The organism is Flavobacterium sp. 38 (assembly GCF_057799715.1).
Genome location: NZ_JBYNWZ010000002.1, coordinates 503911 through 530118, shown reverse-complemented (window position 1 = coordinate 530118; position 26208 = coordinate 503911). Strand labels below are relative to the sequence as shown.

At 33.7% G+C, this 26208-nt stretch carries 32 protein-coding genes; 30 read left to right on the top strand and 2 right to left on the bottom strand.

Annotated features, from left to right (window positions below):
• Positions 1-226 precede the first annotated feature (226 nt).
• The 29 genes from lpdA to AC3E9W_RS07275 all read left to right on the top strand — a co-directional run bounded on the left by lpdA (position 227) and on the right by AC3E9W_RS07275 (position 21866).
• Positions 227-1615, top strand: a complete 1389-nt coding sequence (gene lpdA / locus AC3E9W_RS07415; RefSeq protein ID WP_488767828.1) for a dihydrolipoyl dehydrogenase — start codon at positions 227-229, stop codon at positions 1613-1615.
• A gap of 321 nt (positions 1616-1936) precedes the next feature.
• On the top strand, positions 1937-2815 hold the full coding sequence (locus tag AC3E9W_RS07410; RefSeq protein ID WP_488767827.1) for an AraC family transcriptional regulator: 879 nt from the start codon (positions 1937-1939) through the stop codon (positions 2813-2815).
• Between the two features lie 72 nt (positions 2816-2887).
• On the top strand, positions 2888-3730 hold the full coding sequence (locus tag AC3E9W_RS07405) for an NmrA family NAD(P)-binding protein (RefSeq protein ID WP_488767825.1): 843 nt from the start codon (positions 2888-2890) through the stop codon (positions 3728-3730).
• Positions 3727-4110, top strand: a complete 384-nt coding sequence (locus AC3E9W_RS07400) for a DUF5367 family protein (RefSeq protein WP_488767823.1) — start codon at positions 3727-3729, stop codon at positions 4108-4110. Before AC3E9W_RS07405 ends, AC3E9W_RS07400 begins: the two co-directional genes overlap by 4 nt.
• A gap of 85 nt (positions 4111-4195) precedes the next feature.
• The gene (locus AC3E9W_RS07395; RefSeq protein ID WP_488767821.1) at positions 4196-4945 is read left to right on the top strand and encodes a YegJ family protein; all 750 of its coding nucleotides are present in this window, start codon (positions 4196-4198) and stop codon (positions 4943-4945) included.
• A 140-nt stretch (positions 4946-5085) separates the two neighbouring features.
• Positions 5086-5577 (top strand): TPM domain-containing protein, encoded by a 492-nt coding sequence (locus AC3E9W_RS07390; protein ID WP_488767820.1) that lies wholly within the window; start codon positions 5086-5088, stop codon positions 5575-5577.
• A gap of 167 nt (positions 5578-5744) precedes the next feature.
• Positions 5745-6428 carry a carbonic anhydrase gene (locus tag AC3E9W_RS07385; protein ID WP_488767819.1) on the top strand — a complete coding sequence of 228 codons (684 nt, stop codon included), beginning with the start codon at positions 5745-5747 and terminating at the stop codon, positions 6426-6428.
• Between the two features lie 127 nt (positions 6429-6555).
• Positions 6556-7209 (top strand): suppressor of fused domain protein, encoded by a 654-nt coding sequence (locus tag AC3E9W_RS07380; RefSeq protein WP_488767818.1) that lies wholly within the window; start codon positions 6556-6558, stop codon positions 7207-7209.
• A 12-nt stretch (positions 7210-7221) separates the two neighbouring features.
• Positions 7222-7656 carry a GNAT family N-acetyltransferase gene (locus AC3E9W_RS07375; RefSeq protein ID WP_488767817.1) on the top strand — a complete coding sequence of 145 codons (435 nt, stop codon included), beginning with the start codon at positions 7222-7224 and terminating at the stop codon, positions 7654-7656.
• 18 nt (positions 7657-7674) lie between these two features.
• Positions 7675-8061, top strand: a complete 387-nt coding sequence (locus tag AC3E9W_RS07370) for a DUF1801 domain-containing protein (RefSeq protein WP_488767815.1) — start codon at positions 7675-7677, stop codon at positions 8059-8061.
• Between the two features lie 34 nt (positions 8062-8095).
• A complete protein-coding gene (locus tag AC3E9W_RS07365) occupies positions 8096-8830 on the top strand; it encodes a DUF2625 domain-containing protein (RefSeq protein ID WP_488767813.1) in 735 nt (244 codons plus the stop codon).
• Between the two features lie 104 nt (positions 8831-8934).
• Complete coding sequence (locus AC3E9W_RS07360) at positions 8935-9321, top strand: YdeI/OmpD-associated family protein (protein WP_488767811.1); 387 nt, start codon at positions 8935-8937, stop codon at positions 9319-9321.
• 110 nt (positions 9322-9431) lie between these two features.
• Positions 9432-10112 (top strand): DUF4919 domain-containing protein, encoded by a 681-nt coding sequence (locus AC3E9W_RS07355; RefSeq protein ID WP_488767809.1) that lies wholly within the window; start codon positions 9432-9434, stop codon positions 10110-10112.
• A 135-nt stretch (positions 10113-10247) separates the two neighbouring features.
• Positions 10248-10790, top strand: a complete 543-nt coding sequence (locus tag AC3E9W_RS07350; RefSeq protein ID WP_488767807.1) for a DUF2975 domain-containing protein — start codon at positions 10248-10250, stop codon at positions 10788-10790.
• Positions 10791-10800: 10 nt separating this feature from the next.
• Positions 10801-11007 carry a helix-turn-helix domain-containing protein gene (locus tag AC3E9W_RS07345; RefSeq protein ID WP_057116634.1) on the top strand — a complete coding sequence of 69 codons (207 nt, stop codon included), beginning with the start codon at positions 10801-10803 and terminating at the stop codon, positions 11005-11007.
• Positions 11008-11086: 79 nt separating this feature from the next.
• On the top strand, positions 11087-11680 hold the full coding sequence (locus AC3E9W_RS07340) for an NAD(P)H-dependent oxidoreductase (RefSeq protein WP_488767805.1): 594 nt from the start codon (positions 11087-11089) through the stop codon (positions 11678-11680).
• A gap of 178 nt (positions 11681-11858) precedes the next feature.
• On the top strand, positions 11859-12347 hold the full coding sequence (locus AC3E9W_RS07335; RefSeq protein WP_488767803.1) for an SRPBCC family protein: 489 nt from the start codon (positions 11859-11861) through the stop codon (positions 12345-12347).
• A 145-nt stretch (positions 12348-12492) separates the two neighbouring features.
• Positions 12493-12861, top strand: coding sequence for a nuclear transport factor 2 family protein (locus AC3E9W_RS07330; protein ID WP_306160002.1), 369 nt, complete (start codon positions 12493-12495; stop codon positions 12859-12861).
• A 62-nt stretch (positions 12862-12923) separates the two neighbouring features.
• Positions 12924-13973, top strand: coding sequence for a serine hydrolase domain-containing protein (locus AC3E9W_RS07325; protein WP_488767802.1), 1050 nt, complete (start codon positions 12924-12926; stop codon positions 13971-13973).
• Positions 13974-13975: 2 nt separating this feature from the next.
• Complete coding sequence (locus AC3E9W_RS07320; protein ID WP_488767800.1) at positions 13976-14398, top strand: DUF1801 domain-containing protein; 423 nt, start codon at positions 13976-13978, stop codon at positions 14396-14398.
• A gap of 1 nt (position 14399) precedes the next feature.
• Positions 14400-15503 (top strand): MBL fold metallo-hydrolase, encoded by a 1104-nt coding sequence (locus AC3E9W_RS07315; protein WP_488767799.1) that lies wholly within the window; start codon positions 14400-14402, stop codon positions 15501-15503.
• 123 nt (positions 15504-15626) lie between these two features.
• Entirely contained in the window at positions 15627-16751 is a 1125-nt protein-coding gene (locus AC3E9W_RS07310) for a lactonase family protein (RefSeq protein ID WP_488767798.1), read from the top strand.
• A gap of 29 nt (positions 16752-16780) precedes the next feature.
• Positions 16781-17308 (top strand): GNAT family N-acetyltransferase, encoded by a 528-nt coding sequence (locus AC3E9W_RS07305; protein ID WP_488767797.1) that lies wholly within the window; start codon positions 16781-16783, stop codon positions 17306-17308.
• Between the two features lie 101 nt (positions 17309-17409).
• Entirely contained in the window at positions 17410-17991 is a 582-nt protein-coding gene (locus AC3E9W_RS07300; protein WP_488767796.1) for an LOG family protein, read from the top strand.
• Positions 17992-18042: 51 nt separating this feature from the next.
• The gene (locus AC3E9W_RS07295) at positions 18043-18726 is read left to right on the top strand and encodes a porin family protein (protein ID WP_488767795.1); all 684 of its coding nucleotides are present in this window, start codon (positions 18043-18045) and stop codon (positions 18724-18726) included.
• Positions 18727-18830: 104 nt separating this feature from the next.
• Positions 18831-19298 carry an SRPBCC family protein gene (locus AC3E9W_RS07290; RefSeq protein WP_306160015.1) on the top strand — a complete coding sequence of 156 codons (468 nt, stop codon included), beginning with the start codon at positions 18831-18833 and terminating at the stop codon, positions 19296-19298.
• 586 nt (positions 19299-19884) lie between these two features.
• Positions 19885-20253 (top strand): iron chaperone, encoded by a 369-nt coding sequence (locus AC3E9W_RS07285; RefSeq protein WP_488767793.1) that lies wholly within the window; start codon positions 19885-19887, stop codon positions 20251-20253.
• A 27-nt stretch (positions 20254-20280) separates the two neighbouring features.
• On the top strand, positions 20281-21174 hold the full coding sequence (locus AC3E9W_RS07280; RefSeq protein ID WP_488767792.1) for a TlpA family protein disulfide reductase: 894 nt from the start codon (positions 20281-20283) through the stop codon (positions 21172-21174).
• 8 nt (positions 21175-21182) lie between these two features.
• Positions 21183-21866, top strand: a complete 684-nt coding sequence (locus tag AC3E9W_RS07275) for a 2'-5' RNA ligase family protein (RefSeq protein ID WP_488767790.1) — start codon at positions 21183-21185, stop codon at positions 21864-21866.
• A gap of 45 nt (positions 21867-21911) precedes the next feature.
• Here AC3E9W_RS07275 and AC3E9W_RS07270 read toward each other — a convergent pair whose 3' ends face one another.
• Positions 21912-22271, bottom strand: coding sequence for a VOC family protein (locus AC3E9W_RS07270; protein ID WP_488767788.1), 360 nt, complete (start codon positions 22269-22271; stop codon positions 21912-21914).
• A 53-nt stretch (positions 22272-22324) separates the two neighbouring features.
• Positions 22325-24472, bottom strand: coding sequence for a cation:proton antiporter (locus AC3E9W_RS07265; RefSeq protein ID WP_488767787.1), 2148 nt, complete (start codon positions 24470-24472; stop codon positions 22325-22327).
• A gap of 296 nt (positions 24473-24768) precedes the next feature.
• Between AC3E9W_RS07265 and AC3E9W_RS07260 the strand changes: the two genes are divergently transcribed.
• A complete protein-coding gene (locus AC3E9W_RS07260; RefSeq protein ID WP_488767786.1) occupies positions 24769-26196 on the top strand; it encodes an L-serine ammonia-lyase in 1428 nt (475 codons plus the stop codon).
• Positions 26197-26208 lie beyond the last annotated feature (12 nt).

Below are 26208 nucleotides of genomic sequence, written 5' to 3'. Positions count from 1 at the left end.
TATGATCTAAATTTCGATTTACGCTTCACAATTCATAATTTGCAATTCACAATTTCCTTGTTCTATGTGAAAATATCAAAATCTGCTGTTGCAAAATCAAATTTTCAAGTGTTCATATAAAATAAATCCTTAAATTCGCAATCACAAATAACAAAAGAATAAATCGAAAGATGAGTTTCGGAAATACAAACTTCATTTTCGATAGTTAATACTAAAAACAAAAAAAATGAAATACGACGTTATTGTTTTAGGAAGTGGTCCTGGAGGATATGTAACAGCGATTAGAGCTTCTCAATTAGGCTTTAAAGTAGCTGTAGTAGAAAAAGAAAATCTTGGTGGAGTTTGCCTTAACTGGGGTTGTATCCCAACAAAAGCGCTTTTAAAATCTGCTCAGGTTTTTGATTACCTTAAACACGCTTCTGACTACGGATTGAAAGTTTCTGAATTCGATAAAGATTTCCCTGCAGTTATTCAGCGCAGCCGTGGTGTTGCAGAAGGAATGAGCAAAGGAGTTCAATTCTTAATGAAAAAAAACAAAATTGACGTTATTGAAGGTTTTGGAAAACTAAAACCAGGAAAAAAACTTGACGTTACTGATAAAGACAATAAAGTTACAGAATACAGCGCTGATCATATTATCATCGCAACTGGTGCTCGTTCTCGTGAGTTGCCAAACTTACCTCAAGATGGTGTAAAAGTAATTGGATACCGTCAAGCAATGACATTACCAACTCAGCCAAAATCTATGATTATTGTAGGTTCTGGAGCAATTGGAGTTGAGTTTGCTCACTTCTACAACTCAATGGGAACAGACGTTACCATCGTAGAATTTATGCCAAACATCGTTCCTGTAGAAGACGAAGACGTTTCTAAACAAATGGAGCGTTCTATGAAGAAAGCGGGTGTAAAAATCATGACTAACTCTTCTGTAGAAAAAATCGACACTTCTGGAAACGGAGTAAAGGCAACTGTAAAAACAGCAAAAGGAGAAGAAATCTTAGAAGCTGACATCGTACTTTCTGCAGTTGGAATCAAAACAAACATCGAAAACATCGGATTAGAAGAAGTTGGTATCGCTGTTGACAGAGACAAAATCTTAGTAAACGCTTACAACCAAACTAATATTCCAGGATACTACGCAATTGGAGACGTTACTCCAGGTCAGGCTTTAGCACACGTTGCATCTGCTGAAGGAATTAACTGTGTAGAAAAAATTAAAGGTTTACACGTTGATCCAATCGATTACGGAAACATTCCTGGTTGTACTTATGCAACTCCAGAAATCGCTTCTGTTGGTTTAACAGAAAAACAAGCAAAAGAAAAAGGTTACGAATTAAAAATTGGTAAATTCCCATTCTCAGCTTCTGGAAAAGCAAAAGCTGCTGGAGCTGCTGACGGATTCGTAAAAGTAATCTTTGATGCTAAATACGGAGAATGGTTAGGATGCCACATGATTGGTGCTGGTGTTACAGATATGATTGCTGAAGCAGTTGTAGCTCGTAAACTAGAAACTACTGGTCACGAAATCTTAAAAGCTATCCACCCTCACCCAACAATGAGCGAGGCTGTTATGGAAGCTGTAGCTGATGCTTACGGCGAAGTAATTCACTTGTAAAAATATACAAAGTAAAGATTCGTCTTTACGGAGTTATATATAATTTTCAATTTATAAAATCCGATTTGCGAAAGTGAATCGGATTTTTTTATGTGGTCTTTGCTAATTCGTTCAAAGTTTGTCATCCTGACGAAGGAAGGATCTCCGTTAGTAATTCCGCATAGAGAATCAATCTTTGTCGAGCTACTTGCGGAGATCCTTCCTTCGTCAGGATGACATACATTGAGAATATATTTAAGTTCAAACAACAATTTTCTCCTTAAATTACTTTTGTATATTTGACTAAATTTTAAGCATTTCCAAATTATCTAATTCAAAAAAATGACCACCGATATCATAGAAGTAAACAATTTCATTGTATTGATTGAGCAGTCCAATTCTGATAAAGAGTTTGTCCAAAAATGCGAGATTGATGGCGATGCAGTCGGTTTTGCTTTTTACGGTTCTGGAAATGTCGAATTAGAAATCAAACACAACGACCAGACTAAATATTTAATGAATACAACTGGCTTAGCGATTTCATTTTTTGGAAATCAGAAAGTTGGTTTTGCACACAAAATAGCTCCAGAAAAACCGCTACAATCTATCAGTATTTTTGCCAAGCTAAAAACCATTCAAAATTTGCCTCAGACCGAAAGAGAAATTTTTGAGAAGCAATTACCAGACTTGGTCAATCCGAATGCACATTTTGTAAAGGGCCCTACCCTATTTATGACACTTGAAATGCAATTGGCCGTTCAAAAAGTCTTTAATACAACTTACGCAGGCAATACAAGGCTTTTATTTTTAAAAAGTCAGGTAAACGAATTGCTGGCGCATTATTTTGCACTTTTATCTGAAGAAAAGAAAACAGAACTTACCGAAAAAGACAAAGAAAAACTTTTTCAGGCAAAAGATATCGTAAGCACAAATTATTCTAAACCGCCAACCATAACAGAACTTTCCAAATTAATTGGTTTAAACAGCAGTAAATTAAAAAAGAACTTCAAAGAATTATTCGGTATTCCGGTTTACAAATTCATTCACGAAGAACGCCTAAACAAAGCCTACGAATTACTTTGCAACAGCGAGAAAACAGTACAAGAAGCAGCTTGGGATGTAGGTTATGAAAGTTTAAGTTCTTTCTCCAACGCCTTTCAGAAAAAATTCGGATCACGACCAAACGAAGTCAAAAAACAATTCCTTTCAAACAAATCTTAATTCCTTTCCGACAAATGTTTTTGTGATGATCATTGCAACTTTGCTTTATCAATAATCAAAAAACAATTTATCATGAAAACAACAAAAATCCTGCTGATAGGCGGAAACGGAAAAACTGGAAAAAGAGTAGCACAATTATTAAACGAAAAAGAAAACGTTGAAATCAGAATCGCATCGCGATCTGGAAATCCATCATTTGATTGGGAAAAACCAGAAACTTGGGCTGAGATTTTAAAAGACATAAATGCAATCTACCTTACTTTTCAGCCTGATTTGGCAGTTCCTTCAGCACCAGAAATCATTAAACAATTTAGTATTCAAGCAGTGAAAAGCGGAGTAGAAAAAATTGTACTTCTTTCTGGAAGAGGCGAAAAAGAAGCCCAAATTTGCGAAGAAATCGTAAAAGCAACTGCGCAAAAATGGACAATTGTAAGAGCAAGCTGGTTCAATCAAAACTTTAGCGAAAGCATATTCCTAGAACCCATTTTGGCTGGATATGTGGCATTGCCGAAAGCTGAAACACTGGAACCTTTTACCGATGCAGACGATATTGCCGAAGTAGTTGCAGAAGCATTATTAGACGAAAAACACAACGGAAAAACTTACGAATTAACTGGCCCGCAATTGCTTACTTTCAAACAAGCTGTCGCAGAAATAGCAAGAGTGACAGAAAGAAATATTGTTTTTCAGCCACTTGAATTAGACGAATACGTAAATATGCTTCGCGAATATCAGGTTCCAGAAGATGAAATTTGGTTGGTAAATTATCTTTTTTCTGAAGTTCTTGATGGTCGAAATTCAAGCATTACCAATGATATTGAAAAAATTCTGGGACGAAAAGCCACAACTTTTTCAGAATACGTTCAGAAAACCGCTAAAACTGGAGTTTGGAATGAAGTAAATCAGCTGTCATGAAATATTTCAGAGCCGTTCTATCTGGATTAATACTCTGGATTTGTGTCGCAACATCTTTTTTCATCCTAGAGCATACGCCAGTTGTAAAAGAATCATTAAACATGCAAACCATCATTATTTGTATATTAATTATCTTCTATTCTTTTATCGGAGCTTCCTTTTATTATAAAAAAGAAAATAATTTATCTGGGATTCAACTTGGCATCATTATGTCCTTTACAGCCGTTTTTATGGATGCTTTGCTATTTGTTCCGTTAGTCGAAATTCCGAAAGGCAATACCTATCAGGATTTCTTCAGCAATCCATTATTATGGATACTTGCTGCTATAAACATAATTGCTGTATATTTTTATTGGAAAAAGAACTTTAAAATTAAATAATTGTAAAAACAGATTTTAAATTTTGATCCGGCTTGCAGAAGTAAGTCGGATTATTTATCTTACAAGAAATATAAAATTTTAAATCATGTCTGATACAAAAATATTCTACGCCGACGGAGAAAACCCAAAAATGATCGAAGCTTACAAAAAAGCTCAGGAAACTTTTAAATATTTCTGGAGAGAATTATCTTGGGAATACAGAAGAATAGTTCCCGGATTGGATGTTGCCTGTGTAAAGCTGGCTTTCACACAAGAAATAGACGGAGAAATCGAAGTCGAACACATGTGGATTAATGATGTAAACTTTGACGGCGAAAATATATACGGCATTTTAGTCAATGATCCAGATGTATTGACGAATGTAAATAACGGCGACGAAATTGCAATTCCCGTTAATCAAATCAGCGATTGGCTATTTGCTTCTCAGGGAAAAACTTATGGCGCATTTACCATTCACGCTATGCGTTCTGAAATGAGTGACGACGAAAGAGCAGCGCACGATGAAGCTTGGGGCTTAGAATTTGGAGATTTTAATGATATTCAGGTCGTTTTTGAACAGAACGAAAAACCTGAAAATCTAATCGAACACCCTATGAGCAAAAACATGAAAGAAAGTTTAATCGAATTCTTAAAAAATAATCCAGAAGAAGTAAACGGGCAAGACGATTTGGGTTATACCTTTTTGCATCGCGAAGCAATTGCAGGAAACCAGAGTTCAGTCGAAGTTATTCTAGAACATGGTGCAGATAAAAATGCCAAAACCAATAGCGGAAAAAAAGCTTTAGATTTTGCTAAAGAGCTAAAATGGGATCATTTACTGCCTCTTCTTCAATAAAATTTCAAAAATCCGATTTAGTAAGTAAATCGGATTTTTTTATACTTTCTATGCAGAATAAATATTAATTTTTCTTCACAATTTGAAGACCGATTTTAAATAATAAAGCCCTAATTTTGCAGCGCCCAAATAAATCTGTCATGAAAAAATTAGTATTCTTTTTAACAATTGCTCTTTTTTTAACACATTGTACTTCAGCGCAAACAAAACCTGTCGATCCGTCTATTTTTGCAAAATCGTATGATTATGTAAATGACTTCGAAAAAATTCTGACTCCCAGTCAAATTAAAGAGTTAAACGACTTTTTAAAATCTAGCGAAGAAAAAACAAAAATCAAACTGCTTGTTGTTACTACATCTTCTATAAATCCGTATACCGATTTAACCGATTATTCTATGGATTTAGACAAATATCTGCTTTCAAAATTAAAAATTGACACTTCTATTTTAATTGTTATAAGCAAACAGCTAAGACAAATTCAGGTGCAAGGAATTGATAAAATACGTGCCAAAATGAGCGATCAGGAAATGAAAGATATTATTTCAACTTATTCTATTCCTGAATTAAAAAAAGGAGATTATTACAAAGGTTTACAGCAAGCAGCGGTTCAGCTAATAAAAAAAGTGGGGTAAATCGTTTTACACCAACAATCTTATAATCAAAATATTAAAAAGTTTTTCATTTATTTAAAAAACTTTTATTTAATATAAAAAAAACTTCTGGAGGCTGATCAAAAAAGCTATTGAAAATAATTTTGCCAAGTTATTTAAACAAATTAAAATTTTTAAAAACTTGAAAAATGAAAAAAGTTATTATATCTGTACTTCTGGCAGTAATTTTTATTTTTTCTGCAATTAGCTGTCAAAATCACCAAGATCAAAATGCCTCTGCTGCGAAAGAAATTAAATCAGATTCTGTAAACGAATTAATCGAAGGAAACAACAGATTCTTAGACGGAAAATCAAAACATCCGCACCAAAACAAGAAAACTATTCTTGCCAATCAAGACGGCCAAAAACCATTTGCTGTTGTTGTAACTTGCTCAGACAGCAGGGTTTCGCCAGAAATCGTTTTTGACCAAGGAATCGGAGATCTTTTTGTAATACGAAATGCTGGAAATCTAATATCAGACCTTGATATGGGCAGCATTGAATATGCGGTAGAACATTTAGACACTAAACTTATCGTTATTCTTGGGCATACCGAATGTGGGGCTGTAAAAGCCTACATAAATGATAAAGATGGAGCTTACAAAAAACACTTTAATCACATTGATAATATTGTTGAAACCATTGCCAACGAAAAAGAAGAGATAGACGCAGACAAAACTACTCCAAAGGCAACCAATTATTTAGGAGCAATTGATGCCAACATCAAACATTCGACTAAAATGATTCAGGATAATCCAATTGTAAAAGAACACAAAGTAAATATCATCTCTATGCGATATGATGTTCATACAGGAAAAGTTACACAATTGTAAATCAGTATCTAAAAAAGTAAAAATCCGATTTCTTCTGAAGTCGGATTTTTTTTCGAAAAATTAAACCAAAACTTAATTTACTCTTTATCGTAAAATCCATATCTTGTCTCTGTTAAAAATTCGCACGATGACATTAGAAGAGTATAAAAAAGAATTTTCAGAAGAAGATGCTGTTGGATGGCTAGAAATCGACAAGGAATTTGATCGTCTTTATCCTGGACAGGAGCCCAAACATTTTGCTCCCGCTATAAGTTATATGCTGGGCGGAGATAATCCGCTTGACGGCGTGAGTTATTACGAAAGCAGAAAGCAAGAAGATCATTATCATTTTGTTACTTACGGTTTTTCTGAATTGTATTATGATGAAGAAAAAGTCAATGGCGAATTCAGCAAATGGGGATTTGAGCTTACTTTTAGGCTAAAACCATTTGAAGCTGATAACGAAAACCCGAGTTGGGCGGTGGCACTGCTTCAAAATATTGCCAAATATGTTTTCAGTTCTGGAAAGTGGTTTGAAGAGTTTCATTACATGCCTGCAAATGGACCAATCCGATTGGGAACAGAAACTGAAATTATCGCACTCCTTTTTATAAATGATCCCGAAATCGAAAAAAAGCAGACTCCGCACGGAGAAGTTTCCTTTTTACAGATTGTCGGAATAACTGGAGAAGAATACAATGCTATTCTTGAAAATCAAATTACGGTAGAAGAATTGGTCGATAAATTAAAAGAAAATAATCCTTTATTAATTACCGATTTGAACCGAAAAAATAAGGCTTAATTCAATTCTAAAATGATACGCATAATAGAATTTAGAGAAATCGATTTACAGCCTCTAAGAGAATTATTCTTAAATGAAAGACAGCGTACCTTTGCAGAGCAAGACACATCTGAATTTAAATTAGAAGATTTTGACAAGCAAACACAGGGAGAATATATTCTAACGGCTTTTCTAGACGATGTTCTTGTTGGATTCATTTCGGTCTGGATGCCCAACAATTTTATTCATCATCTTTACGTTGATAATCGATATCAAGGAAACAATATTGGTACCGAATTATTAAAAGCTGCTATGCAGAAAGCTACGTTTCCTATTACTTTAAAATGCCTTGAAACCAATACCAAAGCAATTGAATTTTATATCAAAAAAGGATTTACAGAAAAATCAAGAGGTTATTCAGGCAGTGGAACTTATATTTTATTTGAGTTAATGAAAGAGATTGTATAACCAAAAAATGCTAAAAAAATGAATCCGATTCAAGATTACAATGATTTGCAAACAGCAGAAAATAAAGCAATTTGCGATAAACTTTATGCGGTTATAAGCAAAAATCTTTCTGAAGCCGAAAACAAAATCTGGCACGCGCATCCGGTTTGGTTTTTAGACGGAAATCCGATTGTGGGTTACAGCAAATTAAAAGATTCTGTTAGACTGCTTTTCTGGAGCGGACAATCTTTTGAAGAAGAAAAACTTCAAAATGAAGGTTCGTTTAAAGCTGCCGAAAAACGTTATACCAACGTCGAACAAATAAACGAAGAAGATTTGAAACGCTGGCTCGAAAAAGGCAGAGAAATTCAATGGGATTATAAAAACATAGTCAAACGAAAAGGAGTTTTAATCCGACTAAAATAATTAACCAAAAAACCAAAAACACATACAACCAAAAATGAAATTTTTATCCTTAACCGCCTTTATTTTTTTAACTATTACCACTTATTCACAGACAAAAATGCGACCAGTAAACGAACTTATAGATCAGAAAGATTCCGGATGGAAACTTGTAAAAGAATGGACAGATTCTGCTAAAAATAAAATAGAAATTCTACCTGTAGATCCTCAAAAAGCCAAAGATGCATTATATAATACACAAGTTACAACAAGTTCACCAATGGGCGCCATTGTTTATAAAACTGGCGGAATATTAATTGATAATGGCTGGATTAGAATTTTGGGTTCTGGAAGTACCAAACTTACGCGAAGTCTTCCGGAATGGAACAAAGGAAAAAGTTTTAAAGAATATGGCGAAGCCCCTTCATTTTTTCTAATTGCTGATGATGCTTTGGGCGGATTTTATATTTTGAACGGAGGCGCACTTGGCGAAGATCTTGGAAAAATATATTATTTTGCGCCAGACAATTTAGAATACGAGAAGCTTGACATTACCTATTCTGAGTTTTTAGAATTTTGTTTTAATAACGATTTAGACAAATATTATTCTGGCAGCCGATGGGAAAACTGGAAAAAAGATCTTGCTACATTACAGGGTGATCAGGTTTTCAATTTTTATCCGTTTTTATGGACTGAAGAAGGAAGCGACATCAACAAAGTTCAAAGAAAAATGATTCCTGTTGAAGAACAATACAGCCTTAATTTAGATTTAAGAAAACAGCTTGGGCATTAATACAAGTTCATAACGTTTTAATTTACAGTTTTTTAGCTTTAATTTTATTGCTGACACACTGTTGTCACAAACTCCTTTTACTTTTATAAAATAAAACTAAAGAGATGGAAACTAAAGACGGAAAATTAGCGGTTTATGCGCCAACCAGACAAGATTGGCGCAATTGGCTCGAGGCAAATAGCCTGACAGAAAAATCGGTTTGGTTAATCTTGTATCATAAAAAAAGTAAAACAGAAAGCGTCAATTTAGTCGAAGCAACAGAAGAAGCGCTTTGTTTTGGCTGGATTGACAGTCTTTGCAAAAAACGAGATGCCGAAAGCTACTATCTTACTTTCTCTCATCGAAATCCGAAAACTAGTAAATGGAGTAAACCCAATATTGAAAGAGCTGAGCGCATGATTCAGCAAAATTTAATGACGGAGCACGGTCAAAAGTTAATCGATATTGCCAAAGAAAAAGGAAAATGGATTGTGGATACTCCAGAAGAATAATATTTCTGTTTTAGCAAGCATTTTTTTCCATGATTATACAAGAAGATTTTGTGTTGGAATAATTTGTATTTTTAATAAGTCCAAAACTTCAACCTAAAACCTTATAAATCATGCTAAAACAACTACTTCTTATTTTTGTTTTTTGTTTCGGAATCCAATTGAATGCGCAAGATACTGGTTTTACAAAACCAGATTATAAAGCAATCGAAAAAGAAATCTCCGATAAAAATTCGAAATTCTATTATCCAAAATTAATGGAAAGGCTAGTAAAAAACGATACGCTTTTAAATCCTGAAGAATATCGACATTTGTATCTTGGTTATGTTTTTCAGCCCAAATACAATGCTTTTTGGACAGCACCAGATGATGAAAAACTGCGCACTTTCTACAATAAAGAAAAGCTTGAATCCTCAGATTATGATGAGATTATCAAGCTAGCCAATAATGCTATAACCGACTTCCCGTTTGACCTGCGACAGCTTAATTATCTGGCCTACGTTTATCATTTAAAAGGCGACGAAGCGGCAGCAAAAACAGCCTATTTTAAATTTCACAGTATTATGAATGTAATTCTTTCTTCTGGCGACGGCAAGAATTGCGAAACTGGTTTTCATGTCTTAATGGTCGATCACGAATATATTTTGCTCAATCTTTTTGAAATTGAATCTAAGGGACAATCACTCGTTGGCGATTGTGATTATCTAAGTTTTGAAAAAGGCGTTTATAAAGTAGACGGAATTTATTTTAATATCGAAAAAATGCTGGAAAACGAACGAAAAGTGCTCCGCTAAAATCTTTTTTTTAATATAAAACAGAAGCTTCAGCAAATTATACTGCTGAAGTTTTTTTTGATAAAAACTATTTATTTATTGTTTATCAATAAATTTTTATTATTTTAGCAGCAATAAATTTTAATCTTAACTGCTATGGAAATTAAAATTGGAACACCACAGATTCTAAAAATCCTGAATGTTTTATCTTGGATTATTTTTGTCGGCTTATGTGTAGAAGCCGGAATGTATCTTTTTAACGGAATTTATACGATGACGATAAATTCGTATAACGCACGTTTTCTTAATTTGCTAGATTTGTACAATTACAGCTCAAGTTTTTATATTCAAGAAATATGTTTTATCAGTATTGTAGCTATTTTAAAAGCGATAATGTTTTATTTGATTGTCAAAATGCTGCACGAGAAAAAATTAAATATCGAAAAACCATTTACCGCAGAAACTGGGCGCTTTATCTCTTATCTCTCCTATTTAGCTTTCGGGATCGGATTATTTTCTTACTGGGCTTTCAAATTCAACAATTGGCTGATTCTAAATGGCGTAAAGCTTCCTTCTTTAGAATCACTTAATCTTGAAGGCCACAGCATTTGGATTTTTATGGCAATTGTCATGTTTGTCATTGGACAGATTTTTAAAAGAGGAATCGAAATTCAGTCTGAAATTGATTTAACCATTTAAACGAAAAATTATGCCTATTATAGTAAATTTAGACGTCATGATGGCTAAAAGAAAAATGTCATTAAACGAACTTTCAGAAAAAGTGGACCTCACATTATCCAATCTTTCCATCTTAAAAACAGGTAAAGCAAAAGCCATTCGTTTCAGTACACTGGAAGCCATCTGCAAAGTTTTGGATTGCCAGCCAGGGGATATTTTAGAATTTTCAGAAGAATAATTTTATTTCGATTTAATTTGTATTTTCGTACAAATCAGAAGCACTTTTAAAATAACTAAAAATCTAAAAAAATCTAGAAATGAATATTTTAATTGTTTACGCGCATCCGAGCAAAAAATCGTACACTTTTCAGGTTTTGGAAAGAATAAAACTTGCCTTAGCCAAAGAAAATTGGAGTGTTGCAATTTCTGATTTATACGCATCAAATTTTGTCAGCGATATGTCTGAAGAAGAATACGAGCGTGAAGGCTTTGCTAAAACAGAACTTCCGATTCCTGCAGATGTTTTAGCCGAACAAGAAAAAATAGAAAAAGCAGATTGCATTATCTTTTTATATCCCGTTTGGTGGAGCGATTGTCCTGCAAAACTAAAAGGCTGGTTTGACCGTGTGTATTCTGTTGGATATGCTTACGGACAAAATGAGACTTCAAGAAAGATGAAAACCATTCCGTACGGACTTGTAATTTGCACGGCAGGACATCCGAATACTTTCTTGCATGAAATTGAAATGGCGCAAAGCATGGAAAAAATCATGCTCGAAGACCGTCTTGGAAAACGCTTTACCCATAAAGAAATGATTATTCTTGGCGGAACTTTAGAGCTTGAAAAGGTTATGGCACAACATTTTGACTTGATTGATAGAATTCCAGAAAAAATCAAGACAGTCATTTAATTTTAAATTCCAAATTTTTGAAATTCCAAATTCCAAATTCCAAAAAAATCTAAAATCTAAAATCAGAAATCTACAATACCTCTTGTCCGAAACACACCTTAAAATTGTCTTTTAAACACCGTAAATAATTGATCTTTAGATTGTAATTTTACTTTACCAATTTAAAAATCAATTCATTATGAGTCCGCAAGATTTTACCACAACTATAATTGTCAATCAATCACCAGAAGACGTTTTTAAAGCGATACAAAATGTTCGTGGCTGGTGGTCGGAAGAAATTGAAGGAAAAACAGCAAATGAAGGTGACGAATTTAAATACCATTACGAAGATGTACACCGCTGTAAAATAAAACTAATAGAAGTAATTCCGAATCGGAAAATCGTTTGGTTGATTGAAGAAAATTATTTCAGCTTTACAAAAGACGATACCGAATGGACGAACACAACAGCCGTTTTTGATATTTCGAAAGAAAATGACAAAACAAAACTCACTTTTACCCATGTTGGTTTGGTTCCAGAATACGAATGTTTTGACGTTTGCAAAGCCGGCTGGACAAATTATATTGAGAATAGTTTGAAAAAACTGATCGAAACTGGCAAAGGTGAGCCAAATGCAACGGGAAAACCTCAAATTGAAACTGAAAGAAAATTATCAGCAAAAGAATAAATTGCGTCAATTCGTTAGATAAAATTGGTTGTCGATCTTTGTAAAATAAAATCGGAAGCCATTTAATTTTATAAATATTACGTCCTTTTCTGCAAAATTTATAGCGCTTTATTTCATAACTTAGTTTGCTTTAAAATCCTGAATCATGACTAAGAAAGAAATCGCTAAAAACTTCCTGAAATTGGCAGCAAAAGGACATTCTCACGAAGGCTTTCGATTGTATGTTGGGAAGAATTTCAAACATCATAATGCCTACTTCAAAGGCGATGCAGAAACTTTAATGCTCGCTATGGAGGAGTCTGCCAGAACAAATCCGAATAAGCTTTTTAAAATTCATCATATTTTAGAAGACGGCAATTTGGTTGCTGTGCATTCGCATCTTAAACAAACACCTTCAGATATTGGATTTGCGGTTGTGCATATTCTCAAATTTGATGGAGACAAAATCATCGAACTTTGGGATTTAGGGCAGCCTGTTCCCAAAGATTCCGTAAACAAAAATGGAATGTTTTAAAAATGATTTAAACAGAAATATCAAAAACAACAAACTATAAACAACAAACCATAAACCTTTCAATGAATTCTATTCTTAGATTTTCTCCATTAGTAGCTGTCCTTTTTTTATTTTCAAATTGCAATTCGTTCGCACAAAAAAAGGCGAATCTTTCTACACAGATTGACAGTGTTTTAAACATTTCTTCGCCAAAATTTAATGGGACAATTTTAATTTCTAAAAATGGAAAATCAATTTACAGTAAAGCTGTGGGTTTTGCAGATTTTGATAAAAAAACGCCTTTAAAAATGGACAGTCAATTTGAAATCATGTCGAATACAAGGCAAATTACTGCAGTTTTGATTATGAAAGAAGTCGAACAGGGAAAAATAGATTTGCAAGTTCCCATTAGAAAATATCTGCCGAATCTAAAACAGAGTTGGGCAGATTCTATTACCACTCATCAATTGTTAAATCATACACACGGAATTGTAGATCCGAATAAACCTTTGGCTTTTAAACCCGGAAGCCAATTTAAATATGGCAATGAAGGTTATCCTTTTCTAGGACTGATTATTGAATCTGTTTCTAAAAAAACGTATGCTGAAGTGGCAAGCGCTCTTTTTAAGAAACTTAAAATGAACAATACTTTTTGTTATTCTGAAGGCAATACTCAAAATTTGGTGTCAGGTTATATGAATGAAAATAATCATTTAGAAAAAGCTAAAAATACTCTAATTACTCCAGAAAAAGTTCCATCTGCCGGCATTGTTTCAACTGCAAATGATTTATTGATTTGGAACAATAATCTGCACAAAGGAAAAATCTTAAAGCCGGAAACTTACCAATTAATGCTTCAATACAATATTGAAAATCAGCACAATGTTTTTGGAAAAGAAAAAGTCGGATATGGCTACGGACTTAGAATTGTAGATAAAGAATCGCCTAAATATTATGGACATACTGGTTTAGGCAATGGGTTTTCTTCTGTAAATTTGTATTTCCCTGAAAGCGATGTGAGTATGATTGTTTTAGAAAATGAAATGAATGCAAATTCTGATTTGTTTTATAAAGCCGGAATTACAATCAAAAATCTGCTTTTGAAAAGTGATTTATTCAATCAAAAACAATAAAAATGGCGACTAATAAAACAACCGAAACTTCCAACAGCGTTACCGATTTTATAAATGCTGTAGAAAATGAAGCAAAAAGAAATGATGCTTTTGAATTGGTGAAAATAATGCAGGACATTACGGGTTTTGAACCCAACATGTGGGGACCAAGTATTGTTGGTTTTGGAAGCTATCATTACAAATACGACAGCGGACACGAAGGCGACGCGCCTTTAGCGGGATTCTCGCCAAGAAAAGCAGCTACAACTGTCTATTTTTATCTGCCAGAAGAAAACAGAGAAGAACTTTTGTCTCAACTCGGAAAACACACCTCTTCTAAAGCCTGCATTTACATTAAAAAATTAGCTGACATTGATATCGAAATCTTAAAAAAGATAATTTTACGTTCAATGGAATACACCCAAAATTTATATCCTTCCAAATAAAATGATCACATTCTTAATTCTGATATTTGCACTAATACTTGCCGTTTACCTTTTTCTTCAACATCCTAAATTTGGAAAAGCGCCGTCTGGCGAAAGATTGATACAGATTCAAAACTCGCCTCAATATAAAAACGGAAAATTCGAAAACCAAAGTTTTACGCCAGATCTTGCTGAAGGCGCGAGTTATTCTAAAGTTTTTTATGATTTTTTCTTTAAAAAAGTAGCAAGAAAAATTCCGACCGATTTAATTCCGTCTGTAAAAACCAATTTACTTGAACTTGCTTTAGATCAGGATATTTTGGTTTGGTTTGGACATTCATCTTATTTCATTCAGTTGGAAGGAAAACGCTTTTTGATCGATCCCGTTTTCAGCGGAAACGCCTCTCCTATTCCAGGAACCACAAAATCTTTCAAAGGTTCTGATATTTATACTGTTGATGATCTTCCAGAAATTGATTATTTACTGATTACACACGATCATTACGATCATTTGGATTATGAAACGATTTTAAAATTAAAACCTAAAACAAGGAAAATAATCACAGCTCTTGGCGTAGGTTCGCATTTTGAATTCTGGGGTTTCTCAAAAGAAATAATTATCGAAAAAGACTGGTACAGCACTGTTCAATTAGATGAAAATCTGACCATTCATACAGCTCCATCAAGACATTTTTCGGGCAGAGGATTTAAACGATGTAATACGCTTTGGACTTCTTTTATTTTAGAAAGCAAAGATTTTAAAATGTATTTGGGCGGAGACAGTGGATACGACAAACATTTTGCAGAAATTGGCGAAAAATATGGGCCTTTTGATGTTGCGTTAATCGACAATGGACAATACAATCAGAGTTGGAAATACATTCATAATTTGCCAGAAGATGTAATAAAAGCCATGAAAGACCTTAAAGCAAAAAGATTATTTCCGGTACATTCTTCAAAATTTGCTTTATCGCTTCACGCGTGGGACGAGCCTTTGAAAAAAGTAACAGAATTGAATAGTTTATCTGAAAACCCGATTCCATTAATTACTCCTATGATTGGTGAAAAAGTTGAACTCAGAAATAAGAATCAGCAATTTAAAAAGTGGTGGGAAGGAATCAACTAGGCTTCTCCCGAAGTTTCGGGACGCTCAGCCAGACAACGTGTATCAAATCTGACTTAAAATTATTTAAACCAATTGTCTCCCTGAGCGAAGTCGAAGGGCAAACCTGAAACTAAATAACCAAAAATGAAACCAAAAATATACTATTCTGCAATTGCATTTCTCTTAACAATAACCCTATTTTCTCAAAATACTTACGTGTTTTTAGGATCTTACAATCGTGATAAAACGGCAGAAGCTATTCAAGTTTATCAATTGGATACTTTGAATGGAAAACTAACCAAATTTACTTCAGTCAAAAATATTGTAAATCCGTCGTATTTGACCGTTTCTCCGAACGGAAAATATGTTTATGCCTGTACAGACACCAAAACTCCAAATGCGGGAAGCGTAAGCAGTTTTGAATTTAATCCGTCAGCCAAAACTTTGACTTTTTTAAACAGCCAGAGAAGCGGTGGCGAAAATCCAGTTTATGTCAGAATTCATAAAAATGGTAAATGGCTTGCCAATGCCAACTACACAGAAGGAAGCGTCTCTGTATTTCCAATTTTAGAAAATGGTAAAATCGATTCGATCGCTCAGAATTTTCAGTATACAGACGGAAGTGTCAATAAAGAAAGACAAACCAAGTCTCACGTGCATTCAGCCGTGTTTTCACCAAAAGGCGATTATTTGTTTTTACCCGATTTAGGAGCCGATAAAATACGCTGTTATCCTTTTGACGAAAATCAGAAAAAACCTTTGTCAGAAACTGCAAATCCGTTTACCAAAACCGATTTAGAAGCTGGTCCAAGACATTTTACTTTTCATCCCAATCAAAAATGGGCATATTGCATTGAAGAAATGGCTGGACAAATAAGCGTTTATAAATATGAAAATGGCATTTTAACTAAAATTCAGCGAATTGCCACACATTCAGATGAAATAAAAGACGGATTTGAAAGCTCAGATATTCATATTTCTCCAGATGGAAAGTTTCTATATGCAACTAACCGCGGCAAAGAAAATAATATTGCCATTTTCGCTATTGACGAAAACGGACTGCTGAAAAATATTGGTTATCAATCTACTTTAGGAAAACATCCGAGAGTTTTTGCTCTTGATGAAAGCGGAAAATTTTTAGTAGCATCCAATGTTCAAACTGGAAATGTGGTTGTTTTTAAAAGAGATTCTAAAACGGGACTATTAAAAAAAACAGGAAAACAGATTAAAATGGAAAATGTTTCTTGTGTACAGATTAAGAGAATTTAAAAAATTAGTCTTTAACTAAAAACCAAAAAATGCAAACATCAAACTTCAATTTACAGCCAGATTTCTTAGAAAACGAAATTTCAAAGTTAATTCCGTTAGAAGAAAAACATTTTGAAGCTTTATTTGAAGCCGCTTCTGATCCTTTAATTTGGGAACAAAATCCAGTTAAAGATCGATATACAAAAGAAGGTTTTAAAACTTTTTTCGATATTATAATTACAAAAAATCCATTTCTGATTCTCGATAAACAAACTAATGAAGTAATGGGAACAACAAGTTTCTACGATTACAATCCAGAAAAATCGAATGTTGGAATTGGCTACACTTTTATTACGAGAAAATATTGGGGCGGACCATACAATAAATCCAACAAAAAATTAATGATGGATTATGCTTTTCAGCATGTAGATTCAGTACTTTTTCATGTTGGAGCAGAAAATTTCCGTTCGCAAAAAGCGGTTTTAAAACTCGGCGCAGAAAAAATAAATGATCTTACGTTTAACATAAATGGCGTAGACGTTCCGTATTTTGAATATGAATTGAAGAAAAACAGATAAAAATTATGAGTTATTAATTATGAATTATAAGTCGGAAAGCAAACTGATATTCACAATTCTAAAATTCATAACTCATAATTCATAATTTACAACTTAAAATAATGAAAAGAATAACCGTTTTCTGTGCCTCAAGTTTTGGTACTGAAAAAATTTACGAAGAACAGGCAGCTTTAGTCGGAAAGACTTTGGCTGAACAAAATATAGAATTGGTTTATGGCGGTGCAAATGTGGGTTTAATGGGCGCCGTTGCCGACGGAGCTTTGAACGCGGGCGGAAAAGTAATTGGCGTATTGCCTAATTTTTTAAGGTCGAAAGAAATAGCTCATTTAGGCTTAACCGAATTAATTTTGGTAGAAAGCATGCACGAAAGAAAAACCAAAATGAACGATTTATGCGATGGCGTAATTGCGCTTCCAGGCGGTTTTGGAACACTCGAAGAACTTTTTGAAATGCTGACTTGGGCACAATTAGGATTACATAAAAAACCAATTGCAGTTTTAAACATAAACGGCTTTTACGACTCGCTTATCGAATTGCTGCAAACTATGACAGAAAAAGGACTGCTGAAAGAAGTCAATCAAAAAATGCTTTTGGTAAGCGATACTATTGAAGATTTATTAGAACAAATGAAAAACTACACCGCGCCAACAGTTGGTAAATGGATTGATAAAAAAGAAGTATAATATTTAAATAGACTTCTCATTATATTTACCTAAAAATCAACATAACCATTCATGAAAAAAATTACCTTTTTATTTTTAACGATCTTCTCTTTAATCAGTTTTAAAACATTAGCTCAAGATTCAAAAATCACATTTGGAGTGCAAGCGGGACTTAATTATTCTAGCTACAGAGGTTTTGATTCTTATACAAATGATAACCCTGGAATTGCTTATTTGGCGGGTGTTTCAGTGCAATATAAAATCGCAGATAATTTATCTATAAAAGCTGATATCAACTACGAAAGAAAAACACAAATTTCAAAAACAACTGTAGAGATATTCCCAGAAAATCCCTCAATGCCAGCAGTTGGTGGAATTTATAATTTAAAAATTAGAAATTACTCTAATTATATTGTGCTTCCAGTTATGTTAAAGTATAATTTTTCTAGTAATAAAAGTTTTTACGTAAATGGAGGTCCGTTTCTAGGCTACTTGCTTAAATCTGGTGAAAGTGCAGAGCTTGATGCCGAAGGTGTGAATGACGAAGATGTAGAGACGACAAAATATAGAAAGTCTTTAGATTACGGTTTATCTGCCGGAATTGGAAAAGAATTTAAATTGAAAAATGATCATAAAATTTATGTAGAAATTAGAGATAATTTGGGTTTATCCAATACAGCAAAAACTGAAATGATGAGTGGCGGTTCTTTAAAAACAAACTCTTTTAATTTAATAGCGGGTTATACATTTAATTAAATTTTAATCTTTAATAGATAGTATTTTCATAAATTAGAGCTTCCAAAAAAAATTGACATAAAAACCAATTTTACTATTCTTTCTAACTCTTATTTATAAAAACTATGAAAACAGAAAACAACAAATTTGCAAAAGCCGAAATGCTGATTCGAAAACCTGTTTCAGAAGTTTTTCAGGCTTTTATTGATCCTCAGATTACGAGTAAATTTTGGTTTACAAAAGGATCTGGAAAATTAGAAGAAAATCAGAAAACGGAATGGACTTGGGAGATGTATGGTTTCTCGCTTTCGGTTACGACGCTTGTCGTTCAAGAAAATAAAAAGATTGTCATTGAATGGGGAAATCCTGATGAAATTACTTTGGTAGAATGGGTTTTCAGTCCGTTAAACGAAAATGAAACTTTTGTGAGTATTACTAATTCTGGTTTTCATGGCGATGCTGATAAAATAATCGATCAGGTTCGTAATTCGACTGAAGGTTTTACTTTGGTTTTGGCTGGTGCTAAAGCTTATTTAGAGCATCATTTGCAATTAAATCTGGTTTTGGATCGTTTCCCTAAAGGACTTGCTTAATAGTGTTTTTAATACTTTGTGATTTTTTTACCGCAGAGCACGCAAAGGTTTTACGCAGAGAACGCGAAGTTTTTTTTGAGAAGTCATTAAAATGAAAAAGATCGCAAAGCTTTGTCAATATAAATAGTGTCACTTTATGTTAAAAATTTAACCGCAGAGAACGCAAAGGTTTTACGCAAAGGGCGCAAAGTTTTTTTGAGGGGATCATTAAAATGAAAAAGATCGCAAAGCTATGTGTAAAAAAGTTTTAACTAAACAGAGATTTGTCAACATAACGCTTTGCGAACTTAATATGTAGATTCTGCTTAGTCTAACAATTAAAATAATCTTAGCGAACTTTGCGTAAAAATTTAACCGCAAAGAACGCAAAGGTTTTTACGCAAAGAACGCGAAGTTTTGAGTATTATTAATAATGAAAAGATCACAAAGCTTTCTCTAGATAACGCTTTGCGATCTTAAAATATAGATTCCAATTAGCCTAGCAATTAAAATACCTTTGCGCACTTTGCGGTAAAAAAATTAAACGCAAAGTTTTTTATGCATAGACAACTTGAAACATGAAACATTAAACTTGAAACAAAAAATCATGGACATTAAAAAACCTGAAAATATAGACGAGTACATTGGTGGATTCCCAAATGATGTTCAGGAAATTTTGGAGAAAGTTAGAATGACGATTCAAAAAGCGGCTCCAGATGCCAAAGAAAAAATCAGTTATTCGATGCCGGCTTTTGACCAGAATGGAATTGTCGTTTATTTTGCTGCTTTTAAAAACCACATCGGACTTTACGCTTTGCCAAGCGGACACGAAGCTTTTGCAGCAAAACTTTCTAAATATAAATCTGGAAAAGGTTCTGTTCAGTTTCCTTTAAAAGATCCAATACCTTATGATTTAATTGCCGAAATCGTTAAATTTAGGGTCAAAGAAAATCTGGAAAAAGGAAAAAAGAAATAAATTTATTAATTCGAAAAAACTCTTTTCATGATTCGATTTTCTTTTACTGTGATGCTTTTCTTTATTAGTTACTTGATTACTGCTCAGGCTGAAACTGCATTAGAAAAAGAAATTTTAGAACTGCACCAACCTACCAAAATCGTTCAGGATTCTATCGTTAAACTGCAAAAAGAAGTTTTATCAAAGATTGAATTTGAAAAAGATTCTGTTGCTAAAAAACAATTAATACTTCGTTTAGATACACTTGAAAATGCTAAAGATCAAAATGCCATAAACGAATTAAAACTTGATTTTATTTTCGCCAAAAAACATCCGAATTCATTTACTGCATTACGCTTAATGCGTTTAAACGTTAGTCGTTTTATTGGTATGAATTTTTACGACAATTTTGTAGAAGTCTTTGAAAATTTTACTCCCGAAATAAAAAATTCTGAAAAAGGAAAAGAGATGGCCGAAAAGCTTAAATACTTCAAACAAAGCAAAATTGGGAGTCTTGCTCCCGAATTTACTTTAAAAGATATTGATGATAAAACAATTTCACTTTCAGATTTCAAAAACAAAAAATATGTTTTAATTGATTTTTGGGCAAGCTGGTGCGGACCTTGCAGAGAGGAATTACCCTATATAAAAGAATTATATAAAAAATATAAAGACCAGGGTTTTGAAATTATTAGTATTGCAAAAGATGACAAATCTGACTTGTGGAAAAACGCTATTGCAAAAGAAAAAATTGAATATTGGAAACATATTTTTATTACAGAAAACGATAAAAAAATCATTACTGATTATTTTGTATACGGAATTCCCCATAAAGTCTTAATCGATAAAAATGGTATAATTATTGGGAAATGGAAAGGCAGTGGCGAAATTAACAAAGCAGACTTACAACAGCTTTTAAAATCAATTTTTGAAAGTGAATAATTTTTAAAATGAATTTAACCGAACACTACAACGACCTTTATAAATCATCTTCTGAAATCATTTCGGCAGGAAAATATTCAATTGATTCTGAACTTAAAAACGAGTCAGATTCCCGTTTTGGAATTACATTGCTTATTCGCCCAAATGATGAAATTAAAGCCAATATTCAAACTTTTATTAGCGAATTGAGAAAAGCAGAACCTGACCAATATTTTTATCCAGATTCAGATATTCATATTACGGTCATGTCTATTATTTCTTGTTCTTCAGCTTTTACTTTAAATCAGATTTCGCCAAACGAATATATTGAGGTGATTTGCAGAAGTCTTGTTGATGTTGAAAAAATTCAAATTCAGTTTAAAGGAATAACTGCTTCTCCGTCTGCTCTTATGATTCAGGGATTTCCGAGTGATGAAACTTTAAATAATCTACGAAACAGACTTCGCGAAAATTTCAAAAATTCAGGATTACAGCAAAGCATAGACAGCCGTTATTCGATATCTACAGCGCATGCTACTGTAATGCGTTTTCAGGAAAAACTTCATAATCCGAAAAAACTAATAGAAATAGCTGAAAGATTCCGTGATTATGATTTCGGAACATTCGAAGTCAAAAATTTAGAATTGGTTTATAATGACTGGTATCAGCGTAAAAGTACAACACGAGTTTTAGGGGATTTTGGATTGAGATAGTTTTTTTGCCACGAATTACACCAATTTCACCAATTCATTTTTTCTTTATTTAAATTTTCCAAAATGCCATAAAACACCAGAAGGATCATGCAGAAAACATTCGCTTCCCCAATTTTCATAACGAATTGGCGTTAGTTTTACGCTATATTTTTCTGTGAGTTTTAAATCCAGAAGTTCAGTATAATATCTTTCCACATCATCAACTTCAAGAAAAATCATGGTATTTTCAATCCAGTTTTTATCGTAGTAATCCTGAAGATAAAAAGCGATTTCTCCTGTTTTAAAAACCGACATTTTTGAATCTAAAACGGTTTCTTCAAAACCTAAATCGCGATAAAAACTTCTTGAGATTTCAAAATTTTTAGAACCTATAAATGGTCGAATTGATTTTGCGTTGTGATTCATCAAAAATATATTAAAGATTAGGTTTATTCTTTTCGCATTTGTGTTTCAAAAAATTATCCTTTCTTCAAAATACTTCCCAAACCACGACCAATCTGCTCAATCGCTTCAATTCCTTTGGTTAAAGGCGAAGCTGTAAAATCTTCGTAGGCATCCATGGCGCTTTCTTTTCTGTCGTCGTGCGGATAAACCAAAATCACATTGTTTTCACTAAATGATTTTTCGAATTTTGAAGGCAGTTTATCAAAAATAGACTGATACGAAACCGAACCTTTTCTTGATAAGTTGAAAACCACTAAATCTGTTGGCTTTATTTCATCTGTAATAGCTTCAAAATCTTCCCAGTCCATTATGCTTTTAAATCCTAATTTTGCATTAAGCTTTAAATTAGTTGCAATTTGCTGAATCATCTGATGGGTATTGTATTCTGCATAAATTACAATTGGAATACTCAATTCCTGAGACAAACGGCACATTTTCTGTAATAATAACTGAAATCCGATTCCTCTTTCTGAAAATGGCGGACAGATAAAAACCAGTCTTTTTTCTTCAATAAAATTTCTTTGAAACCTGCAGATAAACAAATTCTTATCAACATTATTGATAATTGAATCTACATTTTCTCCAAAGATTTTATCAATAAATCCAGTCTTTCTTGGCCAGCCAACAATTACAATGTCAGACATGATTTCCTTTGAAGTTCTGGCAATTCCACTCGCTGGATTATGGTCAATTCTGGCAATGGTATTGATTTTTACTTCTGAAGCCGATCCTTGAATTACGAATTTATCAGCTGCTTTTCTGTATTTTAAAATGTTTTTTTCTGCCTGATTATTGTTTGGAACAATAGTCAATAACGTAACCGGATTAGACGATTTTTTGTCTTTTATTAAAAGTGCAAAATCTAATAAACTTGCCGCAGCAGAAGTTTTTGCCAGCGGAATCAAAATATGTTCGTCTAAAATCTGATCTTTTCCTGCATCTTGCGGTGAAATTTCTTCTTCGCAAATCGCAATTTTCTTAGCCGCTTTTTCTGTAGCAAAAGAAGCGACGATACACGTAATCAGAATTAGAATAATGGTTCCGTTTAGAATGTTTTCATCTAGAATTTTTGCTTTGTATCCTACCAGAATTACCGCTAAAGTCGCTGCGGCATGCGCACTGCTCAATCCGAAAATAAGCTGTCTTTCGGTTCTCGTATATTTAAAAACAATTTGAGTAAAAAATGCCGCAATCCATTTTCCGAATATCGCTACAACGCTCAAAGTTCCTGCAACAATCAAAGCTGTCGGTCCGCTCAAAATAACGCTAACATCGACCAACATTCCCACAGAAATCAAGAAGAATGGAATAAATAACGAATTCCCGATAAATTCAATTCTATTCATCAAAGCAGAAGAATGTGGAATCAAGGGATTTAATGCCAAACCAGCAACGAAAGCTCCAATAATCGGCTCCACTCCTGCTACTTCGGCCAAAAAGGCAGCAAAGAAAACTACTGAAAGCACAAATATATAATGCGCGTGTTTCTCACTTTCTAATTTTTTAAAAAACCATTTCGCAACACGCGGAATAATGATAAACATTATAGCTGAAAAAATGGCTAAGGAAACTATCAGTTTAACCCAAAATGCCTGATTTAGATTGCCTTGACTGCTTCCCATAATTACAGCCAGAATAATCAAAACCGCTGTATCAGTCAAAATAGTTCCGCCGACTGTAATGGCAACCGCTTGATTTTTAGCAATTCCCAATTTGCTCACAATCGGATAAGCAACCAAAGTGTGTGTTGCAAACATGCTCGCCGTTAAGAAACTGGCATTAAAATCGTATTGAAGCAAATAAAAACAAACTGGAAAACCGATTGAAAGCGGCAGAATAAAAGTAAAAAAGCCGAATAGTAAACTCTTGTTCCTGTTGGCTTTAAACTCATTCATATCCAGTTCAAGTCCTGCAATAAACATGATATACAAAAGACCGATTGTCGAAAACAAATCAACAGCGGAGTTTTTGGCTAGAATATTTAATCCGTGCGGTCCAATTATAACACCCGAAATAATAAGTCCGATAATTCCTGGAATATTAATCTTTTTAAGTAAAATTGGCGAAAGCAGAATTATAAAAAGTATTAACGAAAAGATCAATACAGGGTTGCTTAAAGGTAATTCGAATTCTTGTAATAGATGTCTGAAAAATTCTATCATATGGTAACTTTATCTTCTTTTGGCACTAATATTTGTAAAAAGACATTTTCAGAATTAAAACAAAATCCATGAAGTATTAATATTAAAGAATCAAGTATGCAATATAACTCGTTCTTTTACAAAAATACCTAAAAATGGTGAACTTTTTACGTAAACTGCATATTAAGGCTTTAAATTTATTTCGTTGCCGAATTATTAAATTTTAATATTTATTTTAACAAATACGCAAGATTAACATTAAAAAAGAAATCATCATTGCATTATTCGATTATCTTTGTCTTAACAAAAATTGAACAATGGAAGAATGTATCTCTGTTTTTGATATGCTTAAAATTGGCGTTGGCCCTTCAAGCTCACATACTTTAGGTCCGTGGCGCGCTGCAGAACGTTTTCTGGAAGAGCTGAAAGACGAAGCAATTTTAGCCGATATCACAAGAGTAAAAGTCGATTTATATGGCTCGCTTTCTTTAACTGGAAAAGGCCACGCAACAGATCTTGCCGTAATGCTCGGATTGAGCGGGCAAGATCCTGAATATATTCCTGTAGAAGATATTGCAGGAATCATTAAAAAAATCGAAACCACAAACGAAATCAATTTGGGCAACCAGAAAATTATTCCATTCTTTTTTCTTCAAGACATTGTTTTCAACAAAGATTTTCTTCCTTTTCACGCCAACGGACTGAAATTCACAGCTTACAAATCTGATGATTCGGAATACGAATCGACTTTCTATTCTATCGGAGGCGGATTTGTAGTGAAAGAAGAACGTACCAATGCCAAAGCAAAAGAAGTAATAAAATGCGCCTTTCCATATCCAGTTCAAAACGCAGCTGAATTATTGAATTATACGATTAAAGAAAACAAATCGATTTCTGAAATTGTGTATGAAAATGAAATTTCGATGCGTCCAGAAGCCGAAGTGCATTCTGAATTAATGCGTATCTGGAACACAATGCTGGAGTGTATGTATATTGGCTGCCACTCTGAAGGAATTCTTCCGGGCGGACTTCACGTGCGAAGAAGAGCTTTTGACATGCACCAAAACTTAATTGGTTTATCAAATTATACCGATCCGCAAAGCTGGCTGGAAGAAATTAGAAAAACAGAAGTTAAATTTCGCCAAATCCTAAAATGGGTAAGCTGTTTTGCACTTGCCGTGAATGAGGTAAATGCTTCTTTAGGGCGCGTCGTTACTGCTCCGACCAATGGAAGTTCTGGAGTAATTCCAGCCGTTTTAATGTATTATATGGTGATCGAAAATCACAATGCAGGCGAAAAAGAAATCAAACAATTTTTGATGGTTGCGGGCGAAATTGGAAGTATATTCAAAAAAGGATCTACTATTTCTGCTGCAATGGGCGGATGTCAGGCTGAGATTGGCGTTTCGTCTTCTATGGCGGCGGCGGCTCTTTGCGAATTAATGGGCGGAACTCCTGCTCAGGTTCTTATGGCAGCTGAAATCGCTATGGAACATCATTTAGGTTTAACCTGCGATCCTATTGGCGGACTAGTTCAAATTCCGTGTATCGAAAGAAATACAATGGGCGCGATTAAAGCGATAAATGCGGCTGAGCTGGCTCTCGAGACTGATTCTAAAAATGCTAAAGTTCCGCTAGACAAAGTGATCAACACGATGTGGGAAACAGCAAAAGATATGAATTCAAAATACAAAGAAACTTCTGAAGGAGGTCTTGCAATTGCCGTAAATATGGCTGATTGCTAAAATTTAAGTTTG